Consider the following 23,441-nt stretch of genomic DNA (forward strand, 5'->3'; position numbering starts at 1 on the left):
TGTAAACGTATTTTGTAAAAGAAGAAGGAAGAAATCTTTCTTTGTAGTACGTTTCAATTTATAATAGCAAATGGAAGGAGAGTGCTTATGTCATTAACAAATGAACAACAAGAGCGATTTCAAATTTTGCTCCAACAGTTGCAAATACCAGAAGACCTTATAAATCAATATTTACATGGCGGTGGTATTGAAAAGCTAGTTATTGATAAAGCGAATAAAAGTTGGCATTTTGACTTACAAGTGCCACGTATTTTGCCGACAGAATTATATGAGTTGCTAGAAACAAAGCTTAAGCAATCATTTTCTCATATTGCAAGAACAACATTTGCATTAGAAGCAGAGAATAAACAATTTACAGAAGAAGAAGTGAAGGCATATTGGCCGCTTTGTACAGAACGAATTACATTTTCACCTATGTTCGCGTACTTAAAGAAGCAACTTCCGCAGGTCAATGGCGTGAAGTTGCTATTAAATGTGAATAATGAGCTGGAATCTACTACTTTAAAGAAAAACGTTGCGAAACCAGTAGGTGATCAATACGAAGCTTTTGGATTCCCGCGTTTTCAGTTAGACACACATATAAAGCAAAATGCAGAAGAAATGCAAAAGTTTCGTGAGCAAACACAGGAAGAAGATCGTCAACGAGTTATACAGGCTATGGAAGAGATGGCTAAAAGGCAAGCTGAAGAAAGTGATGTTGTTCATGAAGGACCAGTTGTGCTTGGTTATCTTATTAAGCCAGATGAAGAGATTACGCCGCTGCGTGAAATTCAAGATGAAGAAAGAAGAAAAACCGTTCAAGGGTATGTTTTCCATGTAGAGACGAAAGAACTTCGTAGTGGACGTACATTATTAACTTTAAAGATAACTGACTATACGGACTCTATTATGATTAAGATGTTCTCACGTGATAAAGAAGATATCCCGATGTTACAATCCTTGAAAAAAGGAACTTGGGTAAAAGCGCGTGGTTCAGTTCAAAATGATACATTCGTGCGCGATTTAGTTATGATCGCAAATGATATAAATGAAATAACGGGACCTTCTCGTAAAGATAAAGCAAAAGAAGGGGAAAAAAGAGTAGAACTTCATCTTCATACTCCAATGAGTCAAATGGATGCTGTTACTTCTGTTTCTAAGCTCGTTGCCCAAGCCGGAAAATGGGGGCATGAGGCTATTGCAGTTACAGACCATGCTGTTGCACAGTCGTTCCCAGAAGCATATTCTGCTGGTAAAAAGGCTGGAGTTAAAGTTCTATATGGTGTAGAAGCAAATTTAGTTAATGATGGTGTGCCGATAGCATATAACGAAGCGCATCGTCTACTTGCAGAAGAAACATATGTTGTCTTTGACGTTGAGACAACAGGGTTATCTGCTGTATATGATACAGTCATTGAGTTAGCTGCTGTAAAGATAAAAGGTGGAGAAATTATTGATCGCTTTGAATCTTTCGCAAATCCTCATCAACCATTATCGGCGACGATTATTGAATTAACAGGCATTACAGATGATATGTTAACTGATGCACCAGAAGTGGACGAAGTGTTTAAAAAGTTTGAGGAATGGATGGGTGACCATACACTTGTTGCTCATAACGCAAGCTTCGATATGGGCTTTATTAACGTAGGTTTTAAAAAGGCTGGGATAGAAAAAACGAAAAATCCAGTTATTGATACGTTAGAACTTGCACGGTTCTTATTCCCAGAAATGAAAAATCATCGATTAAATACGATGTGTAAAAAGCTTGATATTGAATTAACGCAACATCACCGTGCGATTTATGATACAGAAGCAACGGGATATTTACTTGTGAAGATGTTAAAAGATGTGATTGAAAAGGGATTTGAATATCACGATCAACTAAACGATAGTATGGGACAAGGGGATGCGTATAAACGTGGGCGTCCAAGTCATATGACGTTACTTGCCACATCAGATGTTGGGTTGAAAAACTTATATAAACTTGTTTCATATTCTCACCTGAATTACTTTTATCGTGTACCACGTGTACCACGATCACTATTAAAAAAATATCGCGAAGGCATTTTAGTAGGAACAGCTTGTGACAAAGGTGAAGTATTTGAAGCTATGATGCAAAAAGCGCCTGAAGAAGTAGAAGAAATTGCACAGTTTTATGATTACATTGAGGTTATGCCTCCAGAAGTGTTACGTCATTTAGTGGAACGTGAACTCGTTCGAGATGAAGGACAGTTAAAAACAATAATTTCTAACTTAGTAAAACTAGGTGAGACGTTAGATAAGCCAGTTGTTGCTACTGGGAATGTGCATTATTTAGATCCAGAGGACGCGATATATCGGAAAATTTTAGTCAGTTCGCAGGGAGGAGCTAATCCGTTAAATCGCCATTCATTACCGCCTGTACATTTCCGTACAACAAATGAAATGCTAGATTGTTTTTCATTCTTAGGTGAAGACAAAGCAAAAGAAATTGTTGTGACAAATACAAACAAGATCGCATCATTAATTGGTGATGTTCGTCCAGTAAAAGATGATTTATACACACCGAAAATTGAAGGTGCTGATGATGAAACACGTGATATGAGCTATGTAATGGCACGAAGTATCTATGGAGATGAACTACCGGAAATTGTAGAAGCTCGTTTGGAAAAAGAATTGAAAAGTATTATTGGACATGGATTCGCTGTTATTTATTTAATTTCACATAAGCTTGTGAAAAAATCGTTAGTGGACGGTTATCTAGTAGGTTCGCGTGGATCGGTAGGTTCATCATTTGTTGCAACGATGATGGAAATTACAGAAGTAAACCCATTACCACCGCACTATGTATGTCCAAAGTGTAAACAATCAGAGTTCTTTAATGACGGTTCTGTAGGTTCTGGTTTTGATTTACCAGATAAAGAATGCCCAACATGTAATGTTCCATATGTGAAAGATGGGCATGACATTCCTTTCGAAACGTTCCTTGGATTTAAAGGGGATAAGGTACCGGATATCGATTTGAATTTCTCCGGAGAATACCAACCACGCGCTCATAACTATACGAAATTACTGTTCGGTGAAGATTATGTATACCGCGCAGGAACAATTGGTACGGTTGCGGAAAAAACCGCTTATGGGTATGTGAAAGGTTATGCTAATGATCATAACTTAACAATTCGAAATGCAGAGATTGATCGCTTAGTTGCGGGATGTACAGGTGTAAAGCGTACGACCGGACAGCATCCAGGTGGTATTATCGTTGTACCAGATTACATGGATATTTTTGACTTTTCACCAATTCAGTTTCCGGCTGATTCAATAGGTGCTGAGTGGAGAACAACGCACTTTGACTTCCACTCAATTCATGATAATTTATTGAAACTTGATATATTAGGACACGATGATCCGACTGTTATTCGTATGCTTCAAGATTTAAGTGGTATTGACCCGAAAACAATCCCAACGGATGATCCAGAAGTAATGAAAATTTTCTCTGGTCCAGAATCTTTAGGGGTAACGGAAGAACAAATTAACTGTAAAACAGGTACACTTGGTATACCAGAGTTTGGTACGAAATTCGTAAGACAAATGTTAGAAGAAACGAAACCAACAACGTTTTCAGAGCTTGTCCAAATTTCTGGACTGTCCCATGGTACAGATGTATGGTTAGGTAATGCGAATGAATTAATTTATAATGGTACGTGTACACTGAGTGAAGTTATCGGTTGTCGTGATGACATCATGGTATATTTAATTTATCAAGGCTTGGATCCATCATTAGCCTTCAAAATCATGGAGTCGGTGCGTAAAGGTAAAGGTGTACCAGAAGAATGGGAAGAGGAAATGAGAAATAACAATGTACCAGGTTGGTATATTGATTCATGTAAGAAGATTAAGTACATGTTCCCTAAAGCCCATGCGGCTGCTTACGTACTTATGGCTGTGCGTATTGCATACTTTAAAGTACATTTCGCACTTTTATTCTATGCGGCATATTTTACAGTTCGTGCAGATGACTTTGATGTAGAGGCGATGGCGAAAGGTTCAGCATCCATACGTGTAAAAATTGATGAAATTGCACAAAAAGGATTGGATGCAGCACCGAAAGAGAAGAGTTTATTAACGGTACTAGAAATGACACTTGAAATGTGTGAGCGTGGTTATTCATTCCAAAAGGTTGATTTATACCGCTCGCATGCAACCGAATTTATAATTGATGGGGATACTTTAATTCCTCCATTTAATGCAGTTCCTGGTCTTGGTACAAACGCAGCTTTCAGTATTGTTGAAGCTCGTAAAAATGGTGATTTCTTATCAAAAGAAGACTTACAGCAGCGCAGTAAGGTTTCTAAAACGATTATTGAGTATTTAGATGGTCAAGGTTGTCTAGGAGATTTACCGGATCAAAACCAATTGTCACTGTTCTAATAGGTAGGAAAAATCTTTGCAAATCAACATTTGCTATGGTATACTATAAACCGAGATAACCATGTCATGTATATTTTGTGAAAAAGAGAGTGGGGAAACCCACTCTTTCGTGTTACTATCTACATTTTGCTTATGTAGATAGTAATGATATTTCTGTCGTATATACATATTTTGTTACAAGTTTTACTTCTTAAATTTGGTAATACTAAGACAGATATTCCCTGCTTAACGGCAGGGGCTTTTGTTAGCTAACGAGAAAGAATAAGATAGACCGTCTTTATGAACGGGATCTTTTCTTGTAAATGGTACATGGCGGCAGGAAGGAGGCTGTTTATGGATAAGAAAGTCACAGAAATTGTAGAAGCATTTGCGCAGCCAATCGTTGAAGAGTTAAATCTTGAACTTGTAGATGTAGAGTATGTGCAAGAAGGACAAGACTGGTTCTTACGCGTATTCATTGATTCTGAAAAGGGAGTCGAAATTGAAGAATGCGGTGCGGTAAGTGAACGTTTAAGCGAAGCTTTAGATAAAGAGGATCCAATTCCTCATCTTTACTTTTTGGATGTATCATCTCCTGGAGCGGAACGCCCATTAAAGAAAGAGAAAGACTTCCAGCAAGCGGTAGGAAAACAAGTGGCAATTAAAACATATAAGCCGATTGATGGTGAGAAGATGTTTGAAGGAAAGCTACTTTCCTACGACGGTACTACAATTACACTACTATTAACAATTAAAACACGTAAAAAAGAAATCCAAATTCCAATGGATAAAGTTGCAAATGCGCGACTTGCTGTTACGTTTTAGTAAGAAGGGGGATCTTCATGAGCACTGAGTTGTTAGATGCTTTGCTCGTATTAGAGTCAGAAAAAGGTATTAGCAAAGATATTATTATTGATGCGATTGAAGCAGCATTAATCTCTGCTTATAAACGCAATTTTAACCAAGCACAAAACGTTCGTGTGAGCTTTAACCCAGAAGTGGGAACAATTCAAGTTTTAGCACGTAAGGACGTTGTAGATAATGTGTTTGATCCACGTCTTGAAATCTCTGTAGAAGAGGCAAGACAAATTAATCCAAACTACCAAGATGGTGACGTACTAGAAATTGAAGTAACGCCAAAAGATTTTGGTCGTATTGCAGCGCAAACTGCAAAACAAGTTGTAACACAACGAGTTCGTGAGGCGGAACGTGGTGTAATTTATTCAGAATTTAGTGATCGTGAAGAAGACATTATGGTTGGTATTGTACAGCGCCAAGATGCTCGTTTCATCTATGTAAGCTTAGGTAAAGTAGAAGCTTTATTACCTGTAAGTGAGCAAATGCCAAATGAGCAATATAAACCACATGATCGTATTCGCGTATTTATTACAAAAGTAGAAAAGACAACAAAAGGACCACAAATTTACGTATCACGTACACATCCTGGTCTTTTAAAACGTTTATTCGAAATGGAAGTTCCAGAAATTTATGATGGAACTGTAGAAATTCGCTCTGTAGCACGTGAAGCAGGCGACCGTTCTAAAATTTCTGTATATGCAGAGAATATCGATGTTGATCCAGTAGGTTCTTGTGTAGGACCGAAAGGACAACGTGTACAACGCGTTGTAGATGAACTAAAAGGTGAAAAGATTGACATCGTTCGCTGGTCGAATGACCCAGTTGAATATGTTGCAAATGCTTTAAGTCCATCACAGGTTGTTAAAGTACTTGTAGATGAAGCAGAGAAAGCAACAACTGTTGTTGTTCCAGACCACCAGCTTTCATTAGCGATTGGTAAGCGTGGACAAAATGCGCGTCTTGCAGCTAAATTAACAGGCTGGAAAATCGATATTAAAAGTGAGTCTGATGCGAAACAACTTGGTATTGTGACAGAAGAAGATAGCGTAATCGCATTCGGATTCGATTCAGCTGAAGACGAAATCGAATAGAGGTGATGAGTATGAGCAATCGAAAAGTTCCGTTACGAAAATGTATTGCGACGCAAGAGATGAAATCAAAACGAGAGCTAGTTCGCATTGTTCGTTCCAAAGAGGGCGAAGTGTCTATTGATTTATCAGGAAAAAAATCAGGACGAGGTGCATATTTATCAAAAGATAAAGAAAGCATTATTCAAGCCCAAAAGAAAAACATTTTGGAACATCATCTAAAAGCGAAAATCGACAGTTCTCTGTACGAAGAGCTTCTTGAGCTTGTTGAGAAGGAGTCGAAATAAGTGTCTGATTGGAAATCATTTTTAGGACTAGCAAACCGCGCTCGAAAAATTATTTCGGGTGAAGAACTCGTTTTAAAAGAAGTACGAAGTGGCAAAGCAAAGCTAGTATTGCTTTCTGAAGATGCGTCAGCGAACACTACAAAACGTATCATTGATAAAACCACGTACTACAACATACCAATGAGAAAAGTCGAAAATCGACAACAATTAGGGCATGCGATTGGGAGAGACGAGCGAGTCGTTGTAGCTGTTTTAGATGAAGGCTTTGCGAAAAAGCTACGTAGCATGCTCGATACAAATTACCGGGGGTGAAGGTATGAGTAAAATTCGAGTACATGAATATGCAAAAAAAAATAATATCTCAAGTAAAGATCTTATGACAAAACTAAAAGAGATGAATATCGAGGTTTCGAATCATATGACAATGTTAGAAGATGAAGTAGTAAACAAATTAGATAATCAATATAGCGCTGGAGCGGAAAAACCTTCTGTTGCAGATGAGTTTGAAGTAGAAGAGAAAGTTGTTCGCAGTAAAAAGAACAGCAATAAGAATAAGAAAAAAGGCAAAGCAAATGAAGATAAACGTCAAGATAACTTTGCTGGAAGACAACAAACACCAATAGTAGAAACACCAGATAAAATCACTTTCTCTGGAAGCCTTACAGTAGGTGACCTTGCTAAAAAGTTAAGCAAAGAGCCATCTGAAATTATTAAAAAGCTCTTCATGCTAGGAATTATGGCGACAATTAACCAAGACTTAGATAAAGATACAATTGAGTTAATTGCTACTGATTACGGTATTGAAGTAGAAGAAGAAGTAGTTGTAAGTGAAACTGAATTTGAAACATTCATCGATGAGCAAGATGATGAAGAAAACTTAAAAGAACGTCCAGCTGTTGTTACAATTATGGGACACGTTGACCATGGTAAAACAACATTGCTTGACTCTATCCGTAATTCAAAAGTAACTGCTGGCGAAGCTGGTGGAATTACTCAGCATATCGGTGCATACCAAGTTGATGTAAATGATAAGAAAATTACGTTCTTAGATACACCAGGTCACGCGGCATTTACAACAATGCGTGCTCGTGGTGCACAAGTAACAGATATTACAATTCTTGTTGTTGCAGCTGATGACGGTGTTATGCCACAAACAGTTGAAGCGATTAGCCATGCGAAAGCAGCTGGAGTACCAATTATTGTTGCTGTGAATAAAATGGATAAACCAGCGGCAAATCCTGATCGTGTAATGCAAGAATTAACAGAATATGAATTAGTTCCAGAAGCTTGGGGCGGAGACACGATTTTCGTACCAATTTCTGCGATTCAAGGCGAGGGAATTGACAACTTACTAGAAATGATCCTTCTTGTGAGTGAAGTAGAAGAATATAAAGCAAATCCAAATCGCTATGCAGCTGGTACTGTAATTGAAGCACAGCTTGATAAAGGTAAAGGAACTATCGCGACATTACTTGTTCAAAATGGTACACTTCGAGTTGGAGATCCAATTGTTGTTGGAACATCATTCGGTCGTGTTCGTGCAATGGTAAGTGATATTGGTCGTCGTGTAAAAGTTGCTGGTCCATCAACTCCTGTTGAAATTACAGGTTTAAATGAAGTGCCACAAGCGGGAGATCGTTTCATGGCATTCGCTGATGAGAAGAAAGCTCGTCAAATCGGTGAATCACGTGCACAAGAAGCATTAGTTGCACAACGTGGTGAGAAATCTAAATTCAGCCTGGAAGATTTATTCCAACAAATCCAAGAGGGCGATGTAAAAGAAATTAACTTAATTGTGAAAGCAGACGTACAAGGTTCTGTAGAAGCAATGGCAGCATCACTTCGTAAAATTGATGTTGAAGGCGTAAAAGTGAAAATTATCCATACAGGCGTAGGTGCGATTACAGAATCTGATATTATTTTAGCTTCTGCATCTAATGCAATTGTAATTGGATTTAACGTACGCCCTGATGTGAATGCGAAGCGTACAGCTGAATTAGAGAAAGTTGATGTTCGTTTACACCGTATTATCTATAAAGTAATCGAAGAAATTGAATCAGCAATGCAAGGTATGCTGGATCCAGAATTCGAAGAAAAAGTAATCGGTCAAGCGGAAGTTCGTCAAACATTCAAAGTAACAAAAGTTGGAACAATCGCAGGTTGTTACGTAATAGACGGTAAAATTACACGTGATAGTGGCGTTCGTATTATCCGTGATGGCGTAGTAGTCTTCGAAGGAAAACTTGATACGTTAAAACGTTTCAAAGACGACGTAAAAGAAGTTGCACAAAACTATGAGTGTGGTATTACAATTGAGAGATATAATGATCTTAAAGAAGGGGACATCATTGAAGCATACGTTATGGAAGAAGTGAAGCGATGATTATCGCTTCACTCTCATTCGAGTGTATGATTTACGATGTGCATTCTTTAAAAGAGAAACGAGCAATTTTACAACGTGTGTTAACTCGTGTGAAACAGCGCTATAATGTAGCTGTTTCTGAAGTTGGGCATCAAGATGTATGGCAACGTACAGAAATTGCAATTGTTTCCGTATCCTCAAATCGTGTTGTCTGTGAAAAAGAAATGAATCGTGTACTTGAGTATATCGATTCATTTCCTGAAATTGAACGTACGATAACACATTTGGAATGGTATTGAATGAGGTGAAGAGTTATGAAATTACGTGCGAACCGTGTGGGCGAGCAAATGAAAAAAGAATTAGGCGACATTATCAGTCGTAAAATTAAAGACCCACGTATTGGATTTGTTACAGTAACAGATGTACAAGTGAGTGGAGATTTACAAATTGCTAAAGTATACATTTCTGTTTTAGGTGACGAAGAACAGAAAGAAAATACATTAAAAGGTTTAGCGAAGGCAAAAGGCTTTATTCGTTCAGAAATTGGCCAACGTATTCGTCTTCGTAAAACACCAGAAATTACCTTTGAGTTTGATGAGTCTATCGGATATGGTCATCGAATTGATACACTTTTACATGAAATTAATAAAGACGGTAAACGTGAAGAATAATGGATAGACATTTGTCTATCCATTTTTTCAATGTAAAATAAGTTTTGCATAATTGCAATTACTACAAAAGAATAATGATGAGGTGAGTATATGGAAGGTGTAGTATTATTACATAAGCCAAAGGGAATGACATCACATGATTGTGTGTTCAAATTAAGAAAGATATTGCGTGAGAAACGAATTGGTCATACAGGGACACTGGATCCAGATGTAACAGGAGTATTACCTATTTGCGTTGGGCGTGCAACAAAAATTGCGCAATTTTTAACAAGTGAAACAAAAACATACGAAGGTGAAGTGACATTAGGATTTTCAACAACAACAGAAGATGCTTCTGGTGAAGTTGTGGAGAAACAAGATGTAAATCGTGTCATTACACGTAAAGAAGTAGAAGAGGTACTAGCGGAATTAACAGGGACAATTGAACAAATGCCGCCGATGTTCTCAGCTGTAAAAGTTAACGGAAAAAAACTATACGAATATGCAAGGGCAGGACAAGAAGTTGAACGTCCAGTTCGTACAATTACAATTCATGAATTTGTATTACTTGATGAACGTGAAGTTTTTGAAGGGGAAAATATTTCATTTCGTTTCCGTGTAACGTGTAGTAAAGGAACATATGTAAGAACACTAGCAGTAATGATAGGTGAAAAACTTGGATTTCCATCACATATGTCTCACCTTGTAAGAACAGCATCTGGTGAATTTTTACTAGAAGATTGCATATCATTTGAAGAAATTGAAGAAAACGTGCAAAATGGAACAGTAGAGTCTATTTTCATCTCAATTGATGAGGCGCTAAGTAAGTTTCCAAAAATGGTTGTAGATGAAAAGCAAGCTGAAAAAATAAAGAACGGTATGTTCTTAAACAATGAATTAGAAACAACAGCACCATTTATTACAGTATTTGATAAAAATGATCGTTGCTTAGCAATTTATGAGCATCACCCAAAACACCCTGGAATGCTAAAGCCAATGAAAGTACTTGTGAATAATCAAGAACTAAAGCTATAATGAATTATTGGAAGGATTATTACAGAAAAAGGTGAATTCAAGCGTGAAACTTATTCATTTAACTCATCCACATGAACAAAATAAAATAGAATTACCACCTACTGTAATGGCATTAGGATATTTTGATGGCATTCATTTAGGACATCAACGTGTGATTCGAACAGCGAAAAAAATAGCGGATGAAAGAGGATGTAAAAGTGCTGTCATGACGTTCCATCCACACCCATCTGTTGTATTAGGAAAAAAAGAAGCGCATGTGGAGTATATTACACCGATGCGCCTTAAAGAAGAAATCATCGCAAGTTTAGGAATTGATATCTTATATGTGGTGAAATTCGATGAGCCATTTGCTGGATTATTACCACAGCAGTTTGTCGATGAGTATATTATTGGTTTAAATGTAAAGCATGTAGTAGCAGGCTTTGATTATTCATATGGACGTTTAGGAAAAGGGAAGATGGAGACTTTACCATTTCATGCAAGAGGGGAGTTTACACAGACCGTGATCGAAAAAGTTGAATATCAAGAAGAAAAAGTAAGTTCTACTTCATTACGAAAGTTAATTCGAAACGGTGAAATGGAACAAATTCCATCTATTTTAGGGAGAGCTTACACGGTAGAAGGAACAGTTGTACACGGTGATAAGCGTGGACGTCAAATTGGTTTCCCAACTGCAAATGTAGGTTTAAGTGATGAATATTTGTTGCCACCTGTAGGTGTATATGCGGTAAGATTGAAGGTTCATGATGAATGGCATGATGGTGTATGTAATATCGGATATAAACCAACTTTCAAAGAGAATGAGCGTCAATTATCTATTGAAGTGCATCTATTTGAATTTAATAAAGACATATACGATCAAAGTGTTACAGTGGAATGGCACATGCGTATAAGAGAAGAAAAAAAGTTTAATGGAATTGATGAGTTAGTTGCTCAAATCGCTCAAGATAAAAAGGTTGCCCAAGAATATTTTGCGAGCGTAAAGAATATACTTGCTTTTTCAAATGAAAAGTAGTATTATATGTTATGTACTTTATGACAACCATTACTTGGCATTGCGACTCACCGATGCTTGCTAGGTAACTGGGGGTTTAATTATTAGGAGGTGAAATAGGATGGCTTTAACACAAGAGCGTAAAAATGAAATCATTGCACAATTTAGAACTCATGAGACTGATACTGGTTCTCCAGAGGTTCAAATTGCTGTCCTAACGGAGCAAATTAACACTCTAAACGAGCACTTACGTACTCACAAGAAGGATCATCATTCACGTCGTGGTCTATTAAAGATGGTTGGTAAACGTCGTAACTTACTTACTTACCTTCGTAATAGCGATATCACACGTTACCGTGAATTAATCACAAAGCTTGGCTTACGTCGATAGTCAAAGAAGCGGGAATATTCCCGCTTTTTTGTTAGGTAAAAATATATCTTCTACTCTTTATAGCTTACTTAATTTTCGGCAATACTAGAGGAAAGAATATTGTGATATACTATCCATTTACATAGAAGAATTGAATATTTTAAATTGAGAGGGGTACTTAAATGAGTCAGGAAAAGCAAGTCTTCTCGATAGATTTAGCTGGTCGTCAGCTAACAATTGAAACAAGTCAGCTTGCAAAACAAGCAAACGGAGCAGTATTAGTAAGATACGGCGACACAGCAGTTCTATCTACAGCAACTGCATCAAAAGAGCCAAAAAATGTAGATTTCTTCCCGCTTACAGTAAACTATGAAGAGCGTTTATATGCAGTTGGAAAAATCCCAGGCGGTTTTATTAAGCGCGAAGGCCGTCCAAGTGAAAAAGCAATTTTAGCAAGTCGTTTAATTGACCGTCCAATCCGTCCACTTTTCGCAGATGGTTTCCGTAATGAAGTACAAGTTGTCAGCATCGTAATGAGTGTTGATCAAGACTGTTCTTCTGAGATGGCAGCTATGCTTGGTTCTTCATTAGCATTATCTATTTCAGATATTCCATTTGAAGGTCCAATCGCAGGTGCGACAGTTGGTCGTATTAATGGCGAGTTCGTTATTAATCCAACAGTAGAACAGCAAGAACAAAGTGATATTCACCTTGTTGTAGCTGGTACGAAAGATGCAATTAACATGGTTGAAGCAGGAGCAGATCAAGTGCCTGAAGAAACAATGTTAGAGGCGATTATGTTTGGTCATGACGAAATTAAACGTCTAATTGCATTCCAAGAAGAGATTGTACAAGCTGTCGGTAAAGAGAAAACAGCAGTGAAACTTTATGAAGTGGATGCTGATTTGAACCAAGCTGTACGTGAAATGGCTGAGACAGATATGCATTCTGCAATTCAAGTGCACGAAAAACATGCACGTGAAGATGCAATTAATGTAGTGAAAAAGCGTGTAATTGAGCATTACGAAGCTCAGGAAGTTGACGCTGATACATTAGGACAAGTAAGTGAAATTTTATATAAAATTGTAAAAGAAGAAGTACGTCGTCTTATTACAGTTGAAAAAATCCGCCCAGATGGTCGTAAAGGTGACGAAATTCGTCCTTTAGCATCAGAGGTTGGTATTTTATCTCGTACACATGGTTCTGGTTTATTCACACGTGGACAAACACAAGCGTTAAGTATTTGTACATTAGGCGCATTAGGCGATGTGCAAATTTTAGATGGTCTTGGTGTAGAAGAATCAAAACGCTTCATGCATCATTATAATTTCCCATCATTTAGTGTTGGTGAAACAAGACCGATGCGTGGACCAGGTCGTCGTGAAATTGGTCACGGTGCACTAGGAGAACGTGCTCTTGAGCCTGTACTTCCATCTGAAAAAGATTTCCCATATACAGTACGTCTTGTATCTGAAGTGTTAGAATCAAATGGTTCTACTTCACAAGCAAGTATTTGTGGTAGTACTTTAGCGATGATGGATGCTGGTGTTCCACTTAAAGCTCCAGTTGCAGGTATTGCAATGGGTCTAGTTAAATCTGGTGAGCATTACACAATTTTATCTGATATTCAAGGTATGGAAGATCATTTAGGTGATATGGACTTTAAAGTAGCAGGTACTGCAAAAGGTGTAACTGCACTGCAAATGGACATTAAAATCGATGGTCTATCTCGTGAAATTTTAGAAGAGGCATTACAACAAGCGAAAATTGGTCGTGTGCACATTCTAAATCATATGTTATCTGTTATTGCTGAACCTCGCATTGAGTTATCTGCGTATGCTCCGAAGATTATTACAATGGCAATTAACCCAGATAAAATTCGTGATGTTATTGGACCAAGTGGTAAACAGATTAATAAAATCATTGAAGAAACTGGTGTTAAAATTGACATCGAGCAAGATGGTACAGTATTCATTTCATCAATTAATCAAGAGATGAATGAAAAAGCGAAGAAAATTATCGAAGATATCGTTCGCGAAGTACAAGTAGGCGAAATCTACTTAGGAAAAGTTAAACGCGTTGAAAAATTCGGTGCGTTCGTTGAATTATTTAGCGGTAAAGATGGACTTGTTCACATTTCTGAACTTGCACTTGAGCGTGTAGGTAAGGTAGAAGACGTTGTGAAAATCGGTGATGAGATTTCAGTTAAAGTTATCGAGATTGACAAACAAGGTCGTGTAAACTTATCTAGAAAAGTATTGCTAAAAGAAGAGCAAGAAAAAGAAGCAGCTAAAGAAGAAGCAGCTAAAGAAGAAAACGCACAAGAGCAACAATAAGTGAAAGCCAGTTTAGCTGGCTTTTTTTGTTATGTAAAAAATGTGATTCATTTAGATTTTTATGTGAGTATAGGTATAGTTTTCATCATAACGCTCAAATTAACAAAGATAAGAAGAAAATGGTTTCTTTTTTATAGTTAATGGGAGGGTTTATATGAAAGCTCGTATATTAGCGTACATATTTATATTTTCTTTATATATGGGTTGTGGCTCTTATTCCGTTTTTGCGCAGGATAACTTGTATGAAGAGATTCAAAAGCATGTAAAACAGTACGAGATTATGCCGCAAAATGCGATGATTGATAAGATTTGGAAGGCGACGCCTGGGTATAATGGAAAACAAGTGGATATAGAAGCGTCCTATAATAATATGAAGAAAATCAAGAAGTTTGATCAAAAACAACTTGAATTTAAGGAAGTATCACCGAGTGTTCACTTAGAAGATTTACCACCAGCTCCCATTTATCGAGGACATCCAAATAAAAAGATGGTGGGATTAACAATTAATGTGGCCTGGGGTAATGAGTATTTGCCACGTATATTAGAGATATTGAAAAAACATGATGTGAAGGCGACTTTCTTTTTAGAAGGACGCTGGGTGAAAGAAAACTTACGATTTGCCAAAATGATTGTCGATGCAAATCAAGAAGTAGGAAATCATTCTTACACACACCCTAATATGAAAACGCTGTCTACAGATGAAATACGAGATCAATTACAAAAAACGAATCGAATGATAGAAGCAGCTACAAATCAGAAAGTGAGATGGTTTGCTCCGCCAAGTGGAAGCTTTCGGGATGAGGTAGTAAAAATAGCGGATGATTTCCAAATGGGGACGATTATGTGGACTGTAGATACAATTGATTGGAAGCGGCCAGAACCGGGTGTGCTATTGCAGAGAGTAATGCGAAAAATACATCCAGGTGCTATTGTGCTAATGCATCCTACTTCATCTACAACAGAAGCGCTAGATACTATGATTAAAAATTTAAAGGAACAAGGATATAAAGTGGGGAATATTACAGAATTACTAGATGAAAAACGTGTGGATTAAATACATTTGCATGACATTCATCTCTAAACTTGTTATCATTAAATAATAGCAATTATTTAGAGAAACTGGCATTAGGAGGAAAGTTTTTGATTAAAAAATATACGTGTAAAAATGGTGTAAGAATTGTTATGGAGAATATACCAACTGTACGCTCGGTTGCGATTGGTATATGGATCCACGCAGGTTCAAGAAATGAAAATGAAAAAAATAATGGGGTTTCGCACTTTTTGGAACATATGTTCTTTAAAGGGACAGAAACGCGAAGTGCAAGAGAGATTGCAGAATCATTTGATAGCATTGGTGGACAAGTAAATGCTTTTACTTCAAAAGAATATACATGTTACTATGCGAAAGTGCTAGATGAGCATGCTAAATATGCATTAGATGTTTTAGCAGATATGTTCTTTAATTCAACATTTGATGAGGAAGAACTGAAAAAAGAGAAGAATGTTGTATGTGAAGAAATAAAAATGTACGAAGATGCGCCAGATGATATTGTGCATGATATGTTAACGAAAGCAACATATGAAACGCATCCGCTTGGATATCCTATTTTAGGAACAGAAGAAACGCTTGAAACATTTACAGGTGATACGTTACGTCAATATATGAAAGATCATTACACACCTGAAAATGTTGTTGTATCAATTGCAGGGAATATTGATGAAGCATTTTTACAAACTGTAGAGCAATATTTCGGTAGTTACGAAGGGACAACAAATCGTGAACAAGTACATAGCCCAATTTTCCATTTCAATAAAGTAGCACGTAAGAAGGAAACAGAACAAGCTCATTTATGTTTAGGATATAAAGGCTTGCAAATGGGACACGAAGATATTTATAACTTAATTGTATTAAATAATGTTTTAGGCGGTAGTATGAGTAGCCGTTTATTCCAAGAAGTACGTGAGCAACGTGGATTGGCGTACTCAGTATTCTCTTATCACTCTTCTTATGAAGATACAGGAATGTTAACACTTTACGGTGGAACAGGTAGTAAACAATTAGATACACTGTATGAAACAATGCAAGAAACGTTAAATACGTTGAAAAATACAGGTATTACAGAAAAAGAGCTTGTTAATAGTAAAGAACAATTAAAAGGAAACTTAATGTTAAGTTTAGAAAGTACGAATAGTCGTATGAGCCGTAATGGTAAAAACGAATTGCTTCTTCGTAAACATCGTTCTCTTGATGAGATTATTGAAAGTGTAAACACTGTAACAAAGCAAAATGTAGACGAGTTAATTCGCAATATGTTTACCGATGAATTCTCTGCGGCACTTATTAGTCCAGATGGAAAACTGCCAAAAGGAATGAAACTTTAATCGATCTTGTAATTCATTCGCTTTCGGAAATAACCGTATCTCTTTTATATGAGATACGGTTATTTTTTTTATATATGCAGAATAGGTACTTATTATAGGATAACCTTCATAAAAAGTAGGATAGGGGGAGATTTAATGCGTTTAAGTGAATTAAGTGGCAAAGAGATTGTGGATTTAGAAAGAGCAGAAAAAATGGGAGTTTTAGGTCATGCAGATTTAGAAATTGATGAGAGAGATGGAAAAATACAAGCGCTTATTATACCTGCTGGGAAATGGGGAGGTTTTAAAAGAGAACAGCAAGAAGTGAGAGTAGAATGGAGCAAAATAAAGAAGGTTGGAAATGATATGATACTTTGCGATCTTACGAACCATTCAAGATCATAGTGAAAGATGACCATTTTGGTTGTCTTTTTTTTATCTTTATATAAAGAAGATAAATCACGTGTGCTTTTTGTTTTTCAATCACCTCAAACTCGTACATTACATATGATGTGGAGGAAAAAGAAAAAGTAGGCATTTTTCTTATAAATGAAAGAAAAAGAAGGTGAATTAGGGAATGTTGACTGAGATGCATATTGCTGTCATAGGAGGAGATGCACGGCAGCTAGAAGTAATTCGCAAGCTAGTCGAACTGGACGCGAAACTTTCATTAATAGGGTTTGAACAGTTAGATCATGGCTTCACAGGGGCAGCAAAGGAAAGTATACAAGATTTAAATTTCACTTCTTTAGATGCAATTATTTTGCCGGTTGCAGGGACGAATGCCAGAGGAGAAGTAGATACTATTTTTTCAAATGAGAAAGTTTCCATAACGAAAGAACAAATTGAAAAGACACCAGAAAACTTCACTATATATTCAGGTATTGGTACACCTTACTTGGAAAATCTCGTAGCTACTACAAATCGCAAACTTGTAAAATTATTTGATCGTGATGATGTTGCAATCTATAACTCTATTCCGACCGTAGAAGGTACACTAATGATGGTTATTCAACATACTGATTACACAATTCATGGATCGAATGTAATGGTTTTAGGATTTGGTAGAACTGGTATGAGTGTTGCAAGAGCCTTTCAATCATTAGGAGCACATGTCAAAGTTGGAGCGAGACGTTCGGAACATATTGCTCGTATTACAGAAATGATGTTTTCTCCTTTTCATATGCAAGACATAGAGAAAGAAGTAGGTAATATCGATATTGTTATTAATACAATTCCGCATCTCGTTGTGACAGCGAATGTTATTTCAAAAATGCCAGCTCATACGCTAGTTATTGATTTAGCTTCTAAGCCAGGTGGCACGGACTTTCGCTATGCGGAGAAGCGTGGAGTGAAGGCATTATTAGCACCTGGTCTTCCTGGGATTGTTGCACCGAAAACAGCAGGACAAATATTAGCGAATGTTCTTTCTCAGTTATTAATAGCGGATGCAATCGCAAAGGAGGATGATGAGAAATGAGTTTGAAGGGAAAACGAATTGGTTTCGGATTTACAGGGTCACATTGTACGTATGAAGAAGTTATGCCACATTTAGAGAAGTTAATTGCAGAAGGTGCAGAAGTACGTCCCGTTGTTTCTTATACTGTCCAATCAACAAATACTAGATTTGGCGAAGGGGAAGAATGGATTAAAAAGATCGAAGAAATAACCGGTTTTAAGGCAATTAATTCAATCGTTGGCGCAGAGCCACTAGGACCGAAAATTCCACTAGATTGCATGGTGATCGCACCACTAACAGGGAATTCGATGAGTAAATTTGCAAATGCAATGACAGACTCTCCAGTATTAATGGCAGCAAAAGCGACGCTTAGAAATGGGAAGCCTGTTGTGTTAGCTGTTTCGACGAATGATGCGTTGGGGCTTAATGGAGTAAATCTAATTACACCAACAAGGTGACGACAAAGCACGAACGCTTATATGTCACCATCTTGAGGGAGCTTAGGGTAAAGCACAAGTTCGAAATCATCGAGCCTTTGCCACTTTTCTTTCTTATAAACGGCCTTTTCTAAAATCGACTTTAGGAGGCTGTTTTTCTTTTTGGGATCATCTGTTTTAAAATACAAATCAAGAACATGCTCCACTTGAGGTATTGTATCTTTCTTCACTTTTTCCTTCTTAATTTCTGTTTTAATTTCTTTCTTTAAGTTTTCCATCGTGGAAGTAATTTCAGTAATACGATCAGAAACTACATTCGAACGTTCTAAAAACATATCGACGGTGTAAACGCCACGCTCTAATAAATCGTGTAAATTATTTTTTTGTTTTTGGACATCCACTAATTCTTTCTCAAGCTTTCTTAATGCAGCTTCATTCATTTGAATAACTTGTGTTTCTTTTAATTTGTCACCTTGCTTATGCGCTTCAAAATCAGCTTTATAATTGATATACCATTCTTTTAATGCCTCGAGTAAACGCTTCTCGATTAATTCAGTATAGCTTGATTTGTTTTCACAACCACGGTGTTTACAATCCATCGTTTCTTTTCGGTTCTTCGGATAACGTTGGACCATACTATAACCACATTTACTACATTTAATAATGCCAGCTAGTGGATTTTTAATTCCGTTCGTATTGTAAGGAACGTGATACCTTGAATTTAATTTTTCTTGCACTTGCTCAAATAAGCTTTCAGGTATGATAGGCTCATGTTTACCATCAGCAATAATCCAATCTGATTTATCTTGTCTTGCACAGCTACGTTTCACAGCGTCAGGACGTTTTACTTCTTTTCGTTTTTGCCACGTTACTTTTCCGATGTACACATTGTTTTTTAATATATCCAAGATGCTATAAGGATTCCATTCATTCCCTAACTTACTTTTGTAGCCAAGATCATTTAATTTGTTCCTAATTGCACTCGCACCCATATCCTCATTTGCATACCAATCAAATATCATTCTTACAACAGAAGCTTCTTCTGAATTAATTGTTAAAGTACGCTCTCGCTTATTTAAACGGTTTATATCATAACCATAAGGCGCATGGGTACCGAGGTAATTACCAGCCTCCACGCTTGCGATACGGCCACGTTGCATACGACGTGTAATAATCTTTAACTCCTTACGTGCCATAAACGCTTCAAATTCGCTGTATTCTTCATCCCACTCATCATTAAGGTCATAAGTCTTCCTAGGTGTCATAATCTTCGTATTCGAGCGTTTAAACGTCTCTAAAATGATTCCTTGCTCTTTCATGCCTCCACGCCCTAAACGGTCCATATCCATGCAAAGAACAGCATCATATTTGTTATCTTCAATTTCTTCAAGCAGCGCTAACATCTCAGGACGTTTCACTAAGCTCTCACCAGATACGATTTCCTCACGGACAGATAAAACATTTAAGTTCATTTCCTTGGCAATTTTCAGCAGGGTAGAGCGGTGCTTTGCTAAAGTTTCGCCTTCACCGCGTGCCTCGGCTTCGAGATCGGCACGGGATTTACGTAAGTAGATTGCAGTTTTCATAGCAGTTCCTCCTGGTTATCGATCATATAAAAAGAAAATGGGGTAAAGTTGTAAAGGGTAAAATAAAAAACTTTTGAATATTCAAAAGTTTTTTATTGATCATTGTTTAGATCTGCCAAAATAATCATAATTCGAATAGTATTTCCTATAAGTGCGATTGTCCCACATAAAGTATATATAAAAAAGAAAAGGTAATTGCCAAGATATATACTAATGGTTTTATTGTAATCATTTTTATTAGTATGGGAAAAGACATAGATACAAAGAGTAAAATTCCCCATAAAGTTGCTGCATACCAAAAAGGAAACAAAAGATTTTGAAGGGTTCTATTTTTTAAAAGTAAGTGAAATATTTTACCAGAGGTTAATGCAACAACGATTGATAAACCAGCGATAATAATGCCTAAAATAGATGCGGAAACTCCGGGAAGTATATTACTGATATAATTGGCGATTTCAGGGATTGTTTGATCCGTCATGCGGACTAAGATGGAATAAAAAAGAATTCCAGTGAGAATCGCTAAATAAAATCCGAAATTTGTAACAGTTAGGCTGGAAATTCCATTGGTTTTTAGCATACTAAAGAATGAGGTATTATCATATGTTGTACGTTCCTCTCGTTTAAGCATGAATTTCACCTCTCTTTTTAGTTAAACTTTTGAGATATTTTTAAGACAAACCCTCGAAGTTTCTTGTTTAATGCACCTTCCGATTTTTCACTTATATTAGTCATATATACTGAATCCCTTGAATCTATATGTATCGCTTTACTTTTTGTTTGTCTTTCTTTACGACTAGGTAAGTTGTTATGACCAGTTGCCTTTGCTTCACCATAAGTCTCAATCATTTCTAGACCGGCATTAATAGTTTCACCTTCCTTATTGAGGCCCTTTTCATTTTCTAAATGAAGCTTCATTTTGTTTGCATTTTCTTCTTTAATGATGTCAGATAATGATTTGAAAGTTTTTCTACCGTGAAAATTAGGGTGAATGAATTCAAATTCAATTTTAGTTAAGACATCCAAGGACTTAATTTGTTTAATCAAATCTTCAGTTTGATTTATAAATGTAATAATAACTTCACCAATTTGAAAATCACTTTGCTGTATTAATTGGGCGAAAATTTTAATGAAATCATCTCTTCTTATTTTTGAAGTCTCTTCAAAAATAAGTATTTCACTAGTGGGTTCATATACAAATCTAGATGTATAAGCTCTACCAGGAATAGGGTGTTCCTTTAATTCATCCCCATCAAGGACTTTGACGGATTCAAAACGAGACATTACTAAATTCCCGTATATAAAATTTTTACCGTCTTCAATTATCTCGTTAGTTTCTGTTATGATCCATTTGTAATTACCGTCTAATATTTCTGGTTTCTTAGATATTGCTATAGGTATTAATCTAATTAACTCTTCAACATTTTCACTAAATATATTCTCATGAATATTAATCTTTGATGCAATAAATTTGCCTCTATAATATTTTCTTTTCATGGATAATAGACTCCTTAGTATTGAAACATAATTTCTATATTTACAGAATAACAAAAAAAGTAAATGTGATAAATAATTAAATGAAATAAATGGTAAAAAGGAAACTTAAACTATAAAGCTATAAAATTATTTATTCCTTTCTAAATTTTCGAAGGATTGTTTAAAAGTTTTCAAGCGAGAAAAACTCTTCGGAACTCCATGAATTTCTGCTATTTCTTGAATTGATAGATTAGTATTCTGATATTCAGAAATCATTTCATCAGGTAATAAGAGCTCGACTGCAAATGTATTTGCTTCAATCTCTAAACGATCTACAGAATACAGAGTTTTATTTCTTAAAAATGGAGTATTTGCTTTTGGGTGTAATAGGGCATGTCCAAGTTCATGAGCACACACAAAACGTTGAGTGGTTTCGTCGATTTGATTATTAATATGAATGAATTTAAAGCGTTTATATGTGTTGTAAAAACCAAGAGTATTCCCAAGGTCTTCAAACAACACTATAATATTTTTTCGTCTAGCAATTTCAAATGGATTTGTTGTTTCATGTTTTTCTGCGATTTTGAGTGCGTATTCTTTAATTTCCATTTCTCGCTCCGTTCAATCTTTTTTATACTTGTTTGGAGTGAATTTTTGTTTTGCTAATTGTTTTGCCATGCGCATTGAGTTTTCCAGAGAAATACGAATCATTTCTTTTGTATGGTCGTCTATTGGTTCTCCATCAAACATTAACGCTTCATCACTGTTTTCTAAATCCTTTAATGTTTTTTCTAAGTCACGTGCAATATCACGACTATCTTTTTTTGTTAAGTCAGGAAGTGTATTTGATACTCTTGATTCATCTTCTCTTCCTAATAAATAATCTGTTGTTACTCCTAAAACATTAGCTAAATCTTTTAGCATTTCGTTTGAGGGAGTGCTATGTCCGTTCTCATAGTTACTAATGGTGCCCTTAGTGGTATTTACTTTATTGGCTAATTCTTGTTGAGTAAGTTGACGTATTTTACGTGTTTCTTTTAATCTTTGTTTCAACATTTTTAGCACCTCCCGTTAATAAAAAGTACAAAGATATTGTACCTTATACAAATGAAATATTAAACTTTGTACAAGAATATTGTACAAATGTGTTGACGTACAAGAATCTTATACTTATAATGAAAGTACAAATAACTTATACAAGGAGCGAGACAGTGAACAAAAATATCAAGTTAATTAGAACCAGGAAAAAAAGTAAGTTAACGCAACAAGATCTTGCAGGTAGAATGCAAGTTACAAAATCTACAATAAGTAATTGGGAAAATGGCTATAGTAATCCAAATCTTGAAAAAGCTATAAGGTTGGCTGCTATTCTTGGGTGTGATGTAAAAGATTTAATTTGATGTATATGAGTACAAGAATCTTATACTTTTTGATTAGGAAGTAGGTGAGAAAATGCCATCAACTAACATGGCAGTACCAACAGATCCGTCGCATAAACATATAAAAAGCACTTCAAGAGGTGACACCATGAGCCAACAAGAAGAATATGCAGCGACTTATGAATTTGGAAAAACGAAAGTCCATGTTGTGGCTCCTGAACCAAAATCGCAAAAGGATATTGATAAAATCCTTCAAGCATATTACAAGGCTGGTTGGGCCATCATCAAAGAAATACAAGTGAAAGAAAACATTGAGGAATAGTTCCTCTCTTTTTACATGAATAATAGACAAGTTACGTATGTACTAAATTCATTGTAACCATTTGAAAACTAAATAT

The 23,441-nt window shown here is 36.3% G+C and carries 23 protein-coding genes and 1 pseudogene; 19 read left to right on the forward strand and 5 right to left on the reverse strand.

The genetic code is table 11. The features are described from left to right. Positions 1 to 87: 87 nt before the first annotated feature. From JFU20_RS23380 to dpaB, 17 genes and pseudogenes are all read left to right on the forward strand, one after another. The gene (locus tag JFU20_RS23380; RefSeq protein ID WP_002014551.1) at positions 88 to 4,389 is read left to right on the forward strand and encodes a PolC-type DNA polymerase III; all 4,302 of its coding nucleotides are present in this window, start codon (positions 88 to 90) and stop codon (positions 4,387 to 4,389) included. 333 nt (positions 4,390 to 4,722) lie between these two features. Further along, complete coding sequence (gene rimP / locus JFU20_RS23385; protein ID WP_002146103.1) at positions 4,723 to 5,193, forward strand: ribosome maturation factor RimP; 471 nt, start codon at positions 4,723 to 4,725, stop codon at positions 5,191 to 5,193. A gap of 17 nt (positions 5,194 to 5,210) precedes the next feature. Then, positions 5,211 to 6,317: a transcription termination factor NusA gene (gene nusA / locus JFU20_RS23390; protein ID WP_002014554.1), complete on the forward strand. Its 1,107-nt coding sequence runs from the start codon at positions 5,211 to 5,213 to the stop codon at positions 6,315 to 6,317. An 11-nt stretch (positions 6,318 to 6,328) separates the two neighbouring features. Then, complete coding sequence (gene rnpM / locus JFU20_RS23395) at positions 6,329 to 6,601, forward strand: RNase P modulator RnpM (protein ID WP_002088161.1); 273 nt, start codon at positions 6,329 to 6,331, stop codon at positions 6,599 to 6,601. Beyond that, a complete protein-coding gene (locus tag JFU20_RS23400) occupies positions 6,602 to 6,913 on the forward strand; it encodes a YlxQ family RNA-binding protein (protein ID WP_001286519.1) in 312 nt (103 codons plus the stop codon). A gap of 4 nt (positions 6,914 to 6,917) precedes the next feature. Then, entirely contained in the window at positions 6,918 to 8,984 is a 2,067-nt protein-coding gene (gene infB / locus JFU20_RS23405; RefSeq protein ID WP_002014558.1) for a translation initiation factor IF-2, read from the forward strand. Then, positions 8,981 to 9,262: a DUF503 domain-containing protein gene (locus tag JFU20_RS23410; protein ID WP_002088157.1), complete on the forward strand. Its 282-nt coding sequence runs from the start codon at positions 8,981 to 8,983 to the stop codon at positions 9,260 to 9,262. Before infB ends, JFU20_RS23410 begins: the two co-directional genes overlap by 4 nt. A 15-nt stretch (positions 9,263 to 9,277) precedes the next feature. After that, a complete protein-coding gene (gene rbfA / locus JFU20_RS23415) occupies positions 9,278 to 9,634 on the forward strand; it encodes a 30S ribosome-binding factor RbfA (RefSeq protein ID WP_000776437.1) in 357 nt (118 codons plus the stop codon). Between the two features lie 90 nt (positions 9,635 to 9,724). After that, a complete protein-coding gene (truB, locus tag JFU20_RS23420) occupies positions 9,725 to 10,648 on the forward strand; it encodes a tRNA pseudouridine(55) synthase TruB (protein ID WP_002014562.1) in 924 nt (307 codons plus the stop codon). 43 nt (positions 10,649 to 10,691) lie between these two features. Then, complete coding sequence (gene ribF / locus JFU20_RS23425; protein ID WP_002128800.1) at positions 10,692 to 11,663, forward strand: bifunctional riboflavin kinase/FAD synthetase; 972 nt, start codon at positions 10,692 to 10,694, stop codon at positions 11,661 to 11,663. A gap of 100 nt (positions 11,664 to 11,763) precedes the next feature. Next, positions 11,764 to 12,033 carry a 30S ribosomal protein S15 gene (gene rpsO / locus JFU20_RS23430; protein ID WP_001229392.1) on the forward strand — a complete coding sequence of 90 codons (270 nt, stop codon included), beginning with the start codon at positions 11,764 to 11,766 and terminating at the stop codon, positions 12,031 to 12,033. Positions 12,034 to 12,194: 161 nt separating this feature from the next. Beyond that, positions 12,195 to 14,348, forward strand: a complete 2,154-nt coding sequence (gene pnp, locus JFU20_RS23435) for a polyribonucleotide nucleotidyltransferase (protein WP_002014567.1) — start codon at positions 12,195 to 12,197, stop codon at positions 14,346 to 14,348. A 154-nt stretch (positions 14,349 to 14,502) separates the two neighbouring features. Beyond that, a complete protein-coding gene (locus tag JFU20_RS23440; RefSeq protein ID WP_002128798.1) occupies positions 14,503 to 15,402 on the forward strand; it encodes a polysaccharide deacetylase family protein in 900 nt (299 codons plus the stop codon). Positions 15,403 to 15,488: 86 nt separating this feature from the next. Beyond that, positions 15,489 to 16,730 (forward strand): M16 family metallopeptidase, encoded by a 1,242-nt coding sequence (locus JFU20_RS23445; protein WP_002088150.1) that lies wholly within the window; start codon positions 15,489 to 15,491, stop codon positions 16,728 to 16,730. A gap of 135 nt (positions 16,731 to 16,865) precedes the next feature. After that, positions 16,866 to 17,114, forward strand: a complete 249-nt coding sequence (locus tag JFU20_RS23450) for a YlmC/YmxH family sporulation protein (protein ID WP_002014571.1) — start codon at positions 16,866 to 16,868, stop codon at positions 17,112 to 17,114. Positions 17,115 to 17,286: 172 nt separating this feature from the next. Continuing rightward, complete coding sequence (gene dpaA, locus JFU20_RS23455; RefSeq protein WP_002128797.1) at positions 17,287 to 18,189, forward strand: dipicolinic acid synthetase subunit A; 903 nt, start codon at positions 17,287 to 17,289, stop codon at positions 18,187 to 18,189. Further along, a pseudogene (dpaB, locus tag JFU20_RS23460) lies at positions 18,186 to 18,611 on the forward strand (dipicolinate synthase subunit B); the annotation flags it as partial. The gene dpaA and the pseudogene dpaB, both read left to right, overlap by 4 nt. 32 nt (positions 18,612 to 18,643) lie before the next feature. Here the strand turns inward: dpaB and JFU20_RS23465 are convergent. The 5 genes from JFU20_RS23465 to JFU20_RS23485 all read right to left on the reverse strand — a co-directional run bounded on the left by JFU20_RS23465 (position 18,644) and on the right by JFU20_RS23485 (position 22,720). Next, a complete protein-coding gene (locus JFU20_RS23465) occupies positions 18,644 to 20,191 on the reverse strand; it encodes a recombinase family protein (RefSeq protein ID WP_201038916.1) in 1,548 nt (515 codons plus the stop codon). A 145-nt stretch (positions 20,192 to 20,336) separates the two neighbouring features. Then, positions 20,337 to 20,819, reverse strand: a complete 483-nt coding sequence (locus tag JFU20_RS23470; RefSeq protein WP_201038917.1) for a hypothetical protein — start codon at positions 20,817 to 20,819, stop codon at positions 20,337 to 20,339. Positions 20,820 to 20,836: 17 nt separating this feature from the next. After that, positions 20,837 to 21,685 (reverse strand): DUF4747 family protein, encoded by an 849-nt coding sequence (locus JFU20_RS23475; RefSeq protein WP_201038918.1) that lies wholly within the window; start codon positions 21,683 to 21,685, stop codon positions 20,837 to 20,839. Positions 21,686 to 21,811: 126 nt separating this feature from the next. After that, positions 21,812 to 22,273: an ImmA/IrrE family metallo-endopeptidase gene (locus JFU20_RS23480; protein WP_201038919.1), complete on the reverse strand. Its 462-nt coding sequence runs from the start codon at positions 22,271 to 22,273 to the stop codon at positions 21,812 to 21,814. 12 nt (positions 22,274 to 22,285) lie between these two features. Next, complete coding sequence (locus tag JFU20_RS23485; protein ID WP_105586460.1) at positions 22,286 to 22,720, reverse strand: helix-turn-helix domain-containing protein; 435 nt, start codon at positions 22,718 to 22,720, stop codon at positions 22,286 to 22,288. A 155-nt stretch (positions 22,721 to 22,875) separates the two neighbouring features. Here JFU20_RS23485 and JFU20_RS23490 point away from each other — a divergent pair, with 155 nt between their 5' ends. Both JFU20_RS23490 and JFU20_RS23495 read left to right on the forward strand, forming a co-directional pair. After that, positions 22,876 to 23,064, forward strand: a complete 189-nt coding sequence (locus tag JFU20_RS23490; protein ID WP_001038783.1) for a helix-turn-helix transcriptional regulator — start codon at positions 22,876 to 22,878, stop codon at positions 23,062 to 23,064. Positions 23,065 to 23,116: 52 nt separating this feature from the next. Further along, on the forward strand, positions 23,117 to 23,365 hold the full coding sequence (locus JFU20_RS23495) for a hypothetical protein (RefSeq protein ID WP_059037618.1): 249 nt from the start codon (positions 23,117 to 23,119) through the stop codon (positions 23,363 to 23,365). Positions 23,366 to 23,441: the final 76 nt, after the last annotated feature.

Origin of the sequence: Bacillus sp. TH30, from assembly GCF_016650875.1 — a bacterium.
Lineage (GTDB): Bacteria > Bacillota > Bacilli > Bacillales > Bacillaceae_G > Bacillus_A > Bacillus_A mycoides.

Excerpts from the sequence above, each read along its gene's own strand:
- JFU20_RS23380 (WP_002014551.1), top strand. The coding sequence starts at position 88 with ATGTCATTAACAAATGAACAACAAGAGCGATTTCAAATTTTGCTCCAA.
- rimP (WP_002146103.1), top strand. The coding sequence starts at position 4,723 with ATGGATAAGAAAGTCACAGAAATTGTAGAAGCATTTGCGCAGCCAATC.
- nusA (WP_002014554.1), top strand. The coding sequence starts at position 5,211 with ATGAGCACTGAGTTGTTAGATGCTTTGCTCGTATTAGAGTCAGAAAAA.
- rnpM (WP_002088161.1), top strand. The coding sequence starts at position 6,329 with ATGAGCAATCGAAAAGTTCCGTTACGAAAATGTATTGCGACGCAAGAG.
- infB (WP_002014558.1), top strand. The coding sequence starts at position 6,918 with ATGAGTAAAATTCGAGTACATGAATATGCAAAAAAAAATAATATCTCA.
- JFU20_RS23410 (WP_002088157.1), top strand. The coding sequence starts at position 8,981 with ATGATTATCGCTTCACTCTCATTCGAGTGTATGATTTACGATGTGCAT.
- rbfA (WP_000776437.1), top strand. The coding sequence starts at position 9,278 with ATGAAATTACGTGCGAACCGTGTGGGCGAGCAAATGAAAAAAGAATTA.
- truB (WP_002014562.1), top strand. The coding sequence starts at position 9,725 with ATGGAAGGTGTAGTATTATTACATAAGCCAAAGGGAATGACATCACAT.
- rpsO (WP_001229392.1), top strand. The coding sequence starts at position 11,764 with ATGGCTTTAACACAAGAGCGTAAAAATGAAATCATTGCACAATTTAGA.
- pnp (WP_002014567.1), top strand. The coding sequence starts at position 12,195 with ATGAGTCAGGAAAAGCAAGTCTTCTCGATAGATTTAGCTGGTCGTCAG.
- JFU20_RS23440 (WP_002128798.1), top strand. The coding sequence starts at position 14,503 with ATGAAAGCTCGTATATTAGCGTACATATTTATATTTTCTTTATATATG.
- JFU20_RS23450 (WP_002014571.1), top strand. The coding sequence starts at position 16,866 with ATGCGTTTAAGTGAATTAAGTGGCAAAGAGATTGTGGATTTAGAAAGA.
- dpaA (WP_002128797.1), top strand. The coding sequence starts at position 17,287 with ATGTTGACTGAGATGCATATTGCTGTCATAGGAGGAGATGCACGGCAG.
- JFU20_RS23465 (WP_201038916.1), bottom strand. The coding sequence starts at position 20,191 with ATGAAAACTGCAATCTACTTACGTAAATCCCGTGCCGATCTCGAAGCC.
- JFU20_RS23470 (WP_201038917.1), bottom strand. The coding sequence starts at position 20,819 with ATGCTTAAACGAGAGGAACGTACAACATATGATAATACCTCATTCTTT.
- JFU20_RS23475 (WP_201038918.1), bottom strand. The coding sequence starts at position 21,685 with ATGAAAAGAAAATATTATAGAGGCAAATTTATTGCATCAAAGATTAAT.
- JFU20_RS23480 (WP_201038919.1), bottom strand. The coding sequence starts at position 22,273 with ATGGAAATTAAAGAATACGCACTCAAAATCGCAGAAAAACATGAAACA.
- JFU20_RS23485 (WP_105586460.1), bottom strand. The coding sequence starts at position 22,720 with ATGTTGAAACAAAGATTAAAAGAAACACGTAAAATACGTCAACTTACT.
- JFU20_RS23495 (WP_059037618.1), top strand. The coding sequence starts at position 23,117 with ATGCCATCAACTAACATGGCAGTACCAACAGATCCGTCGCATAAACAT.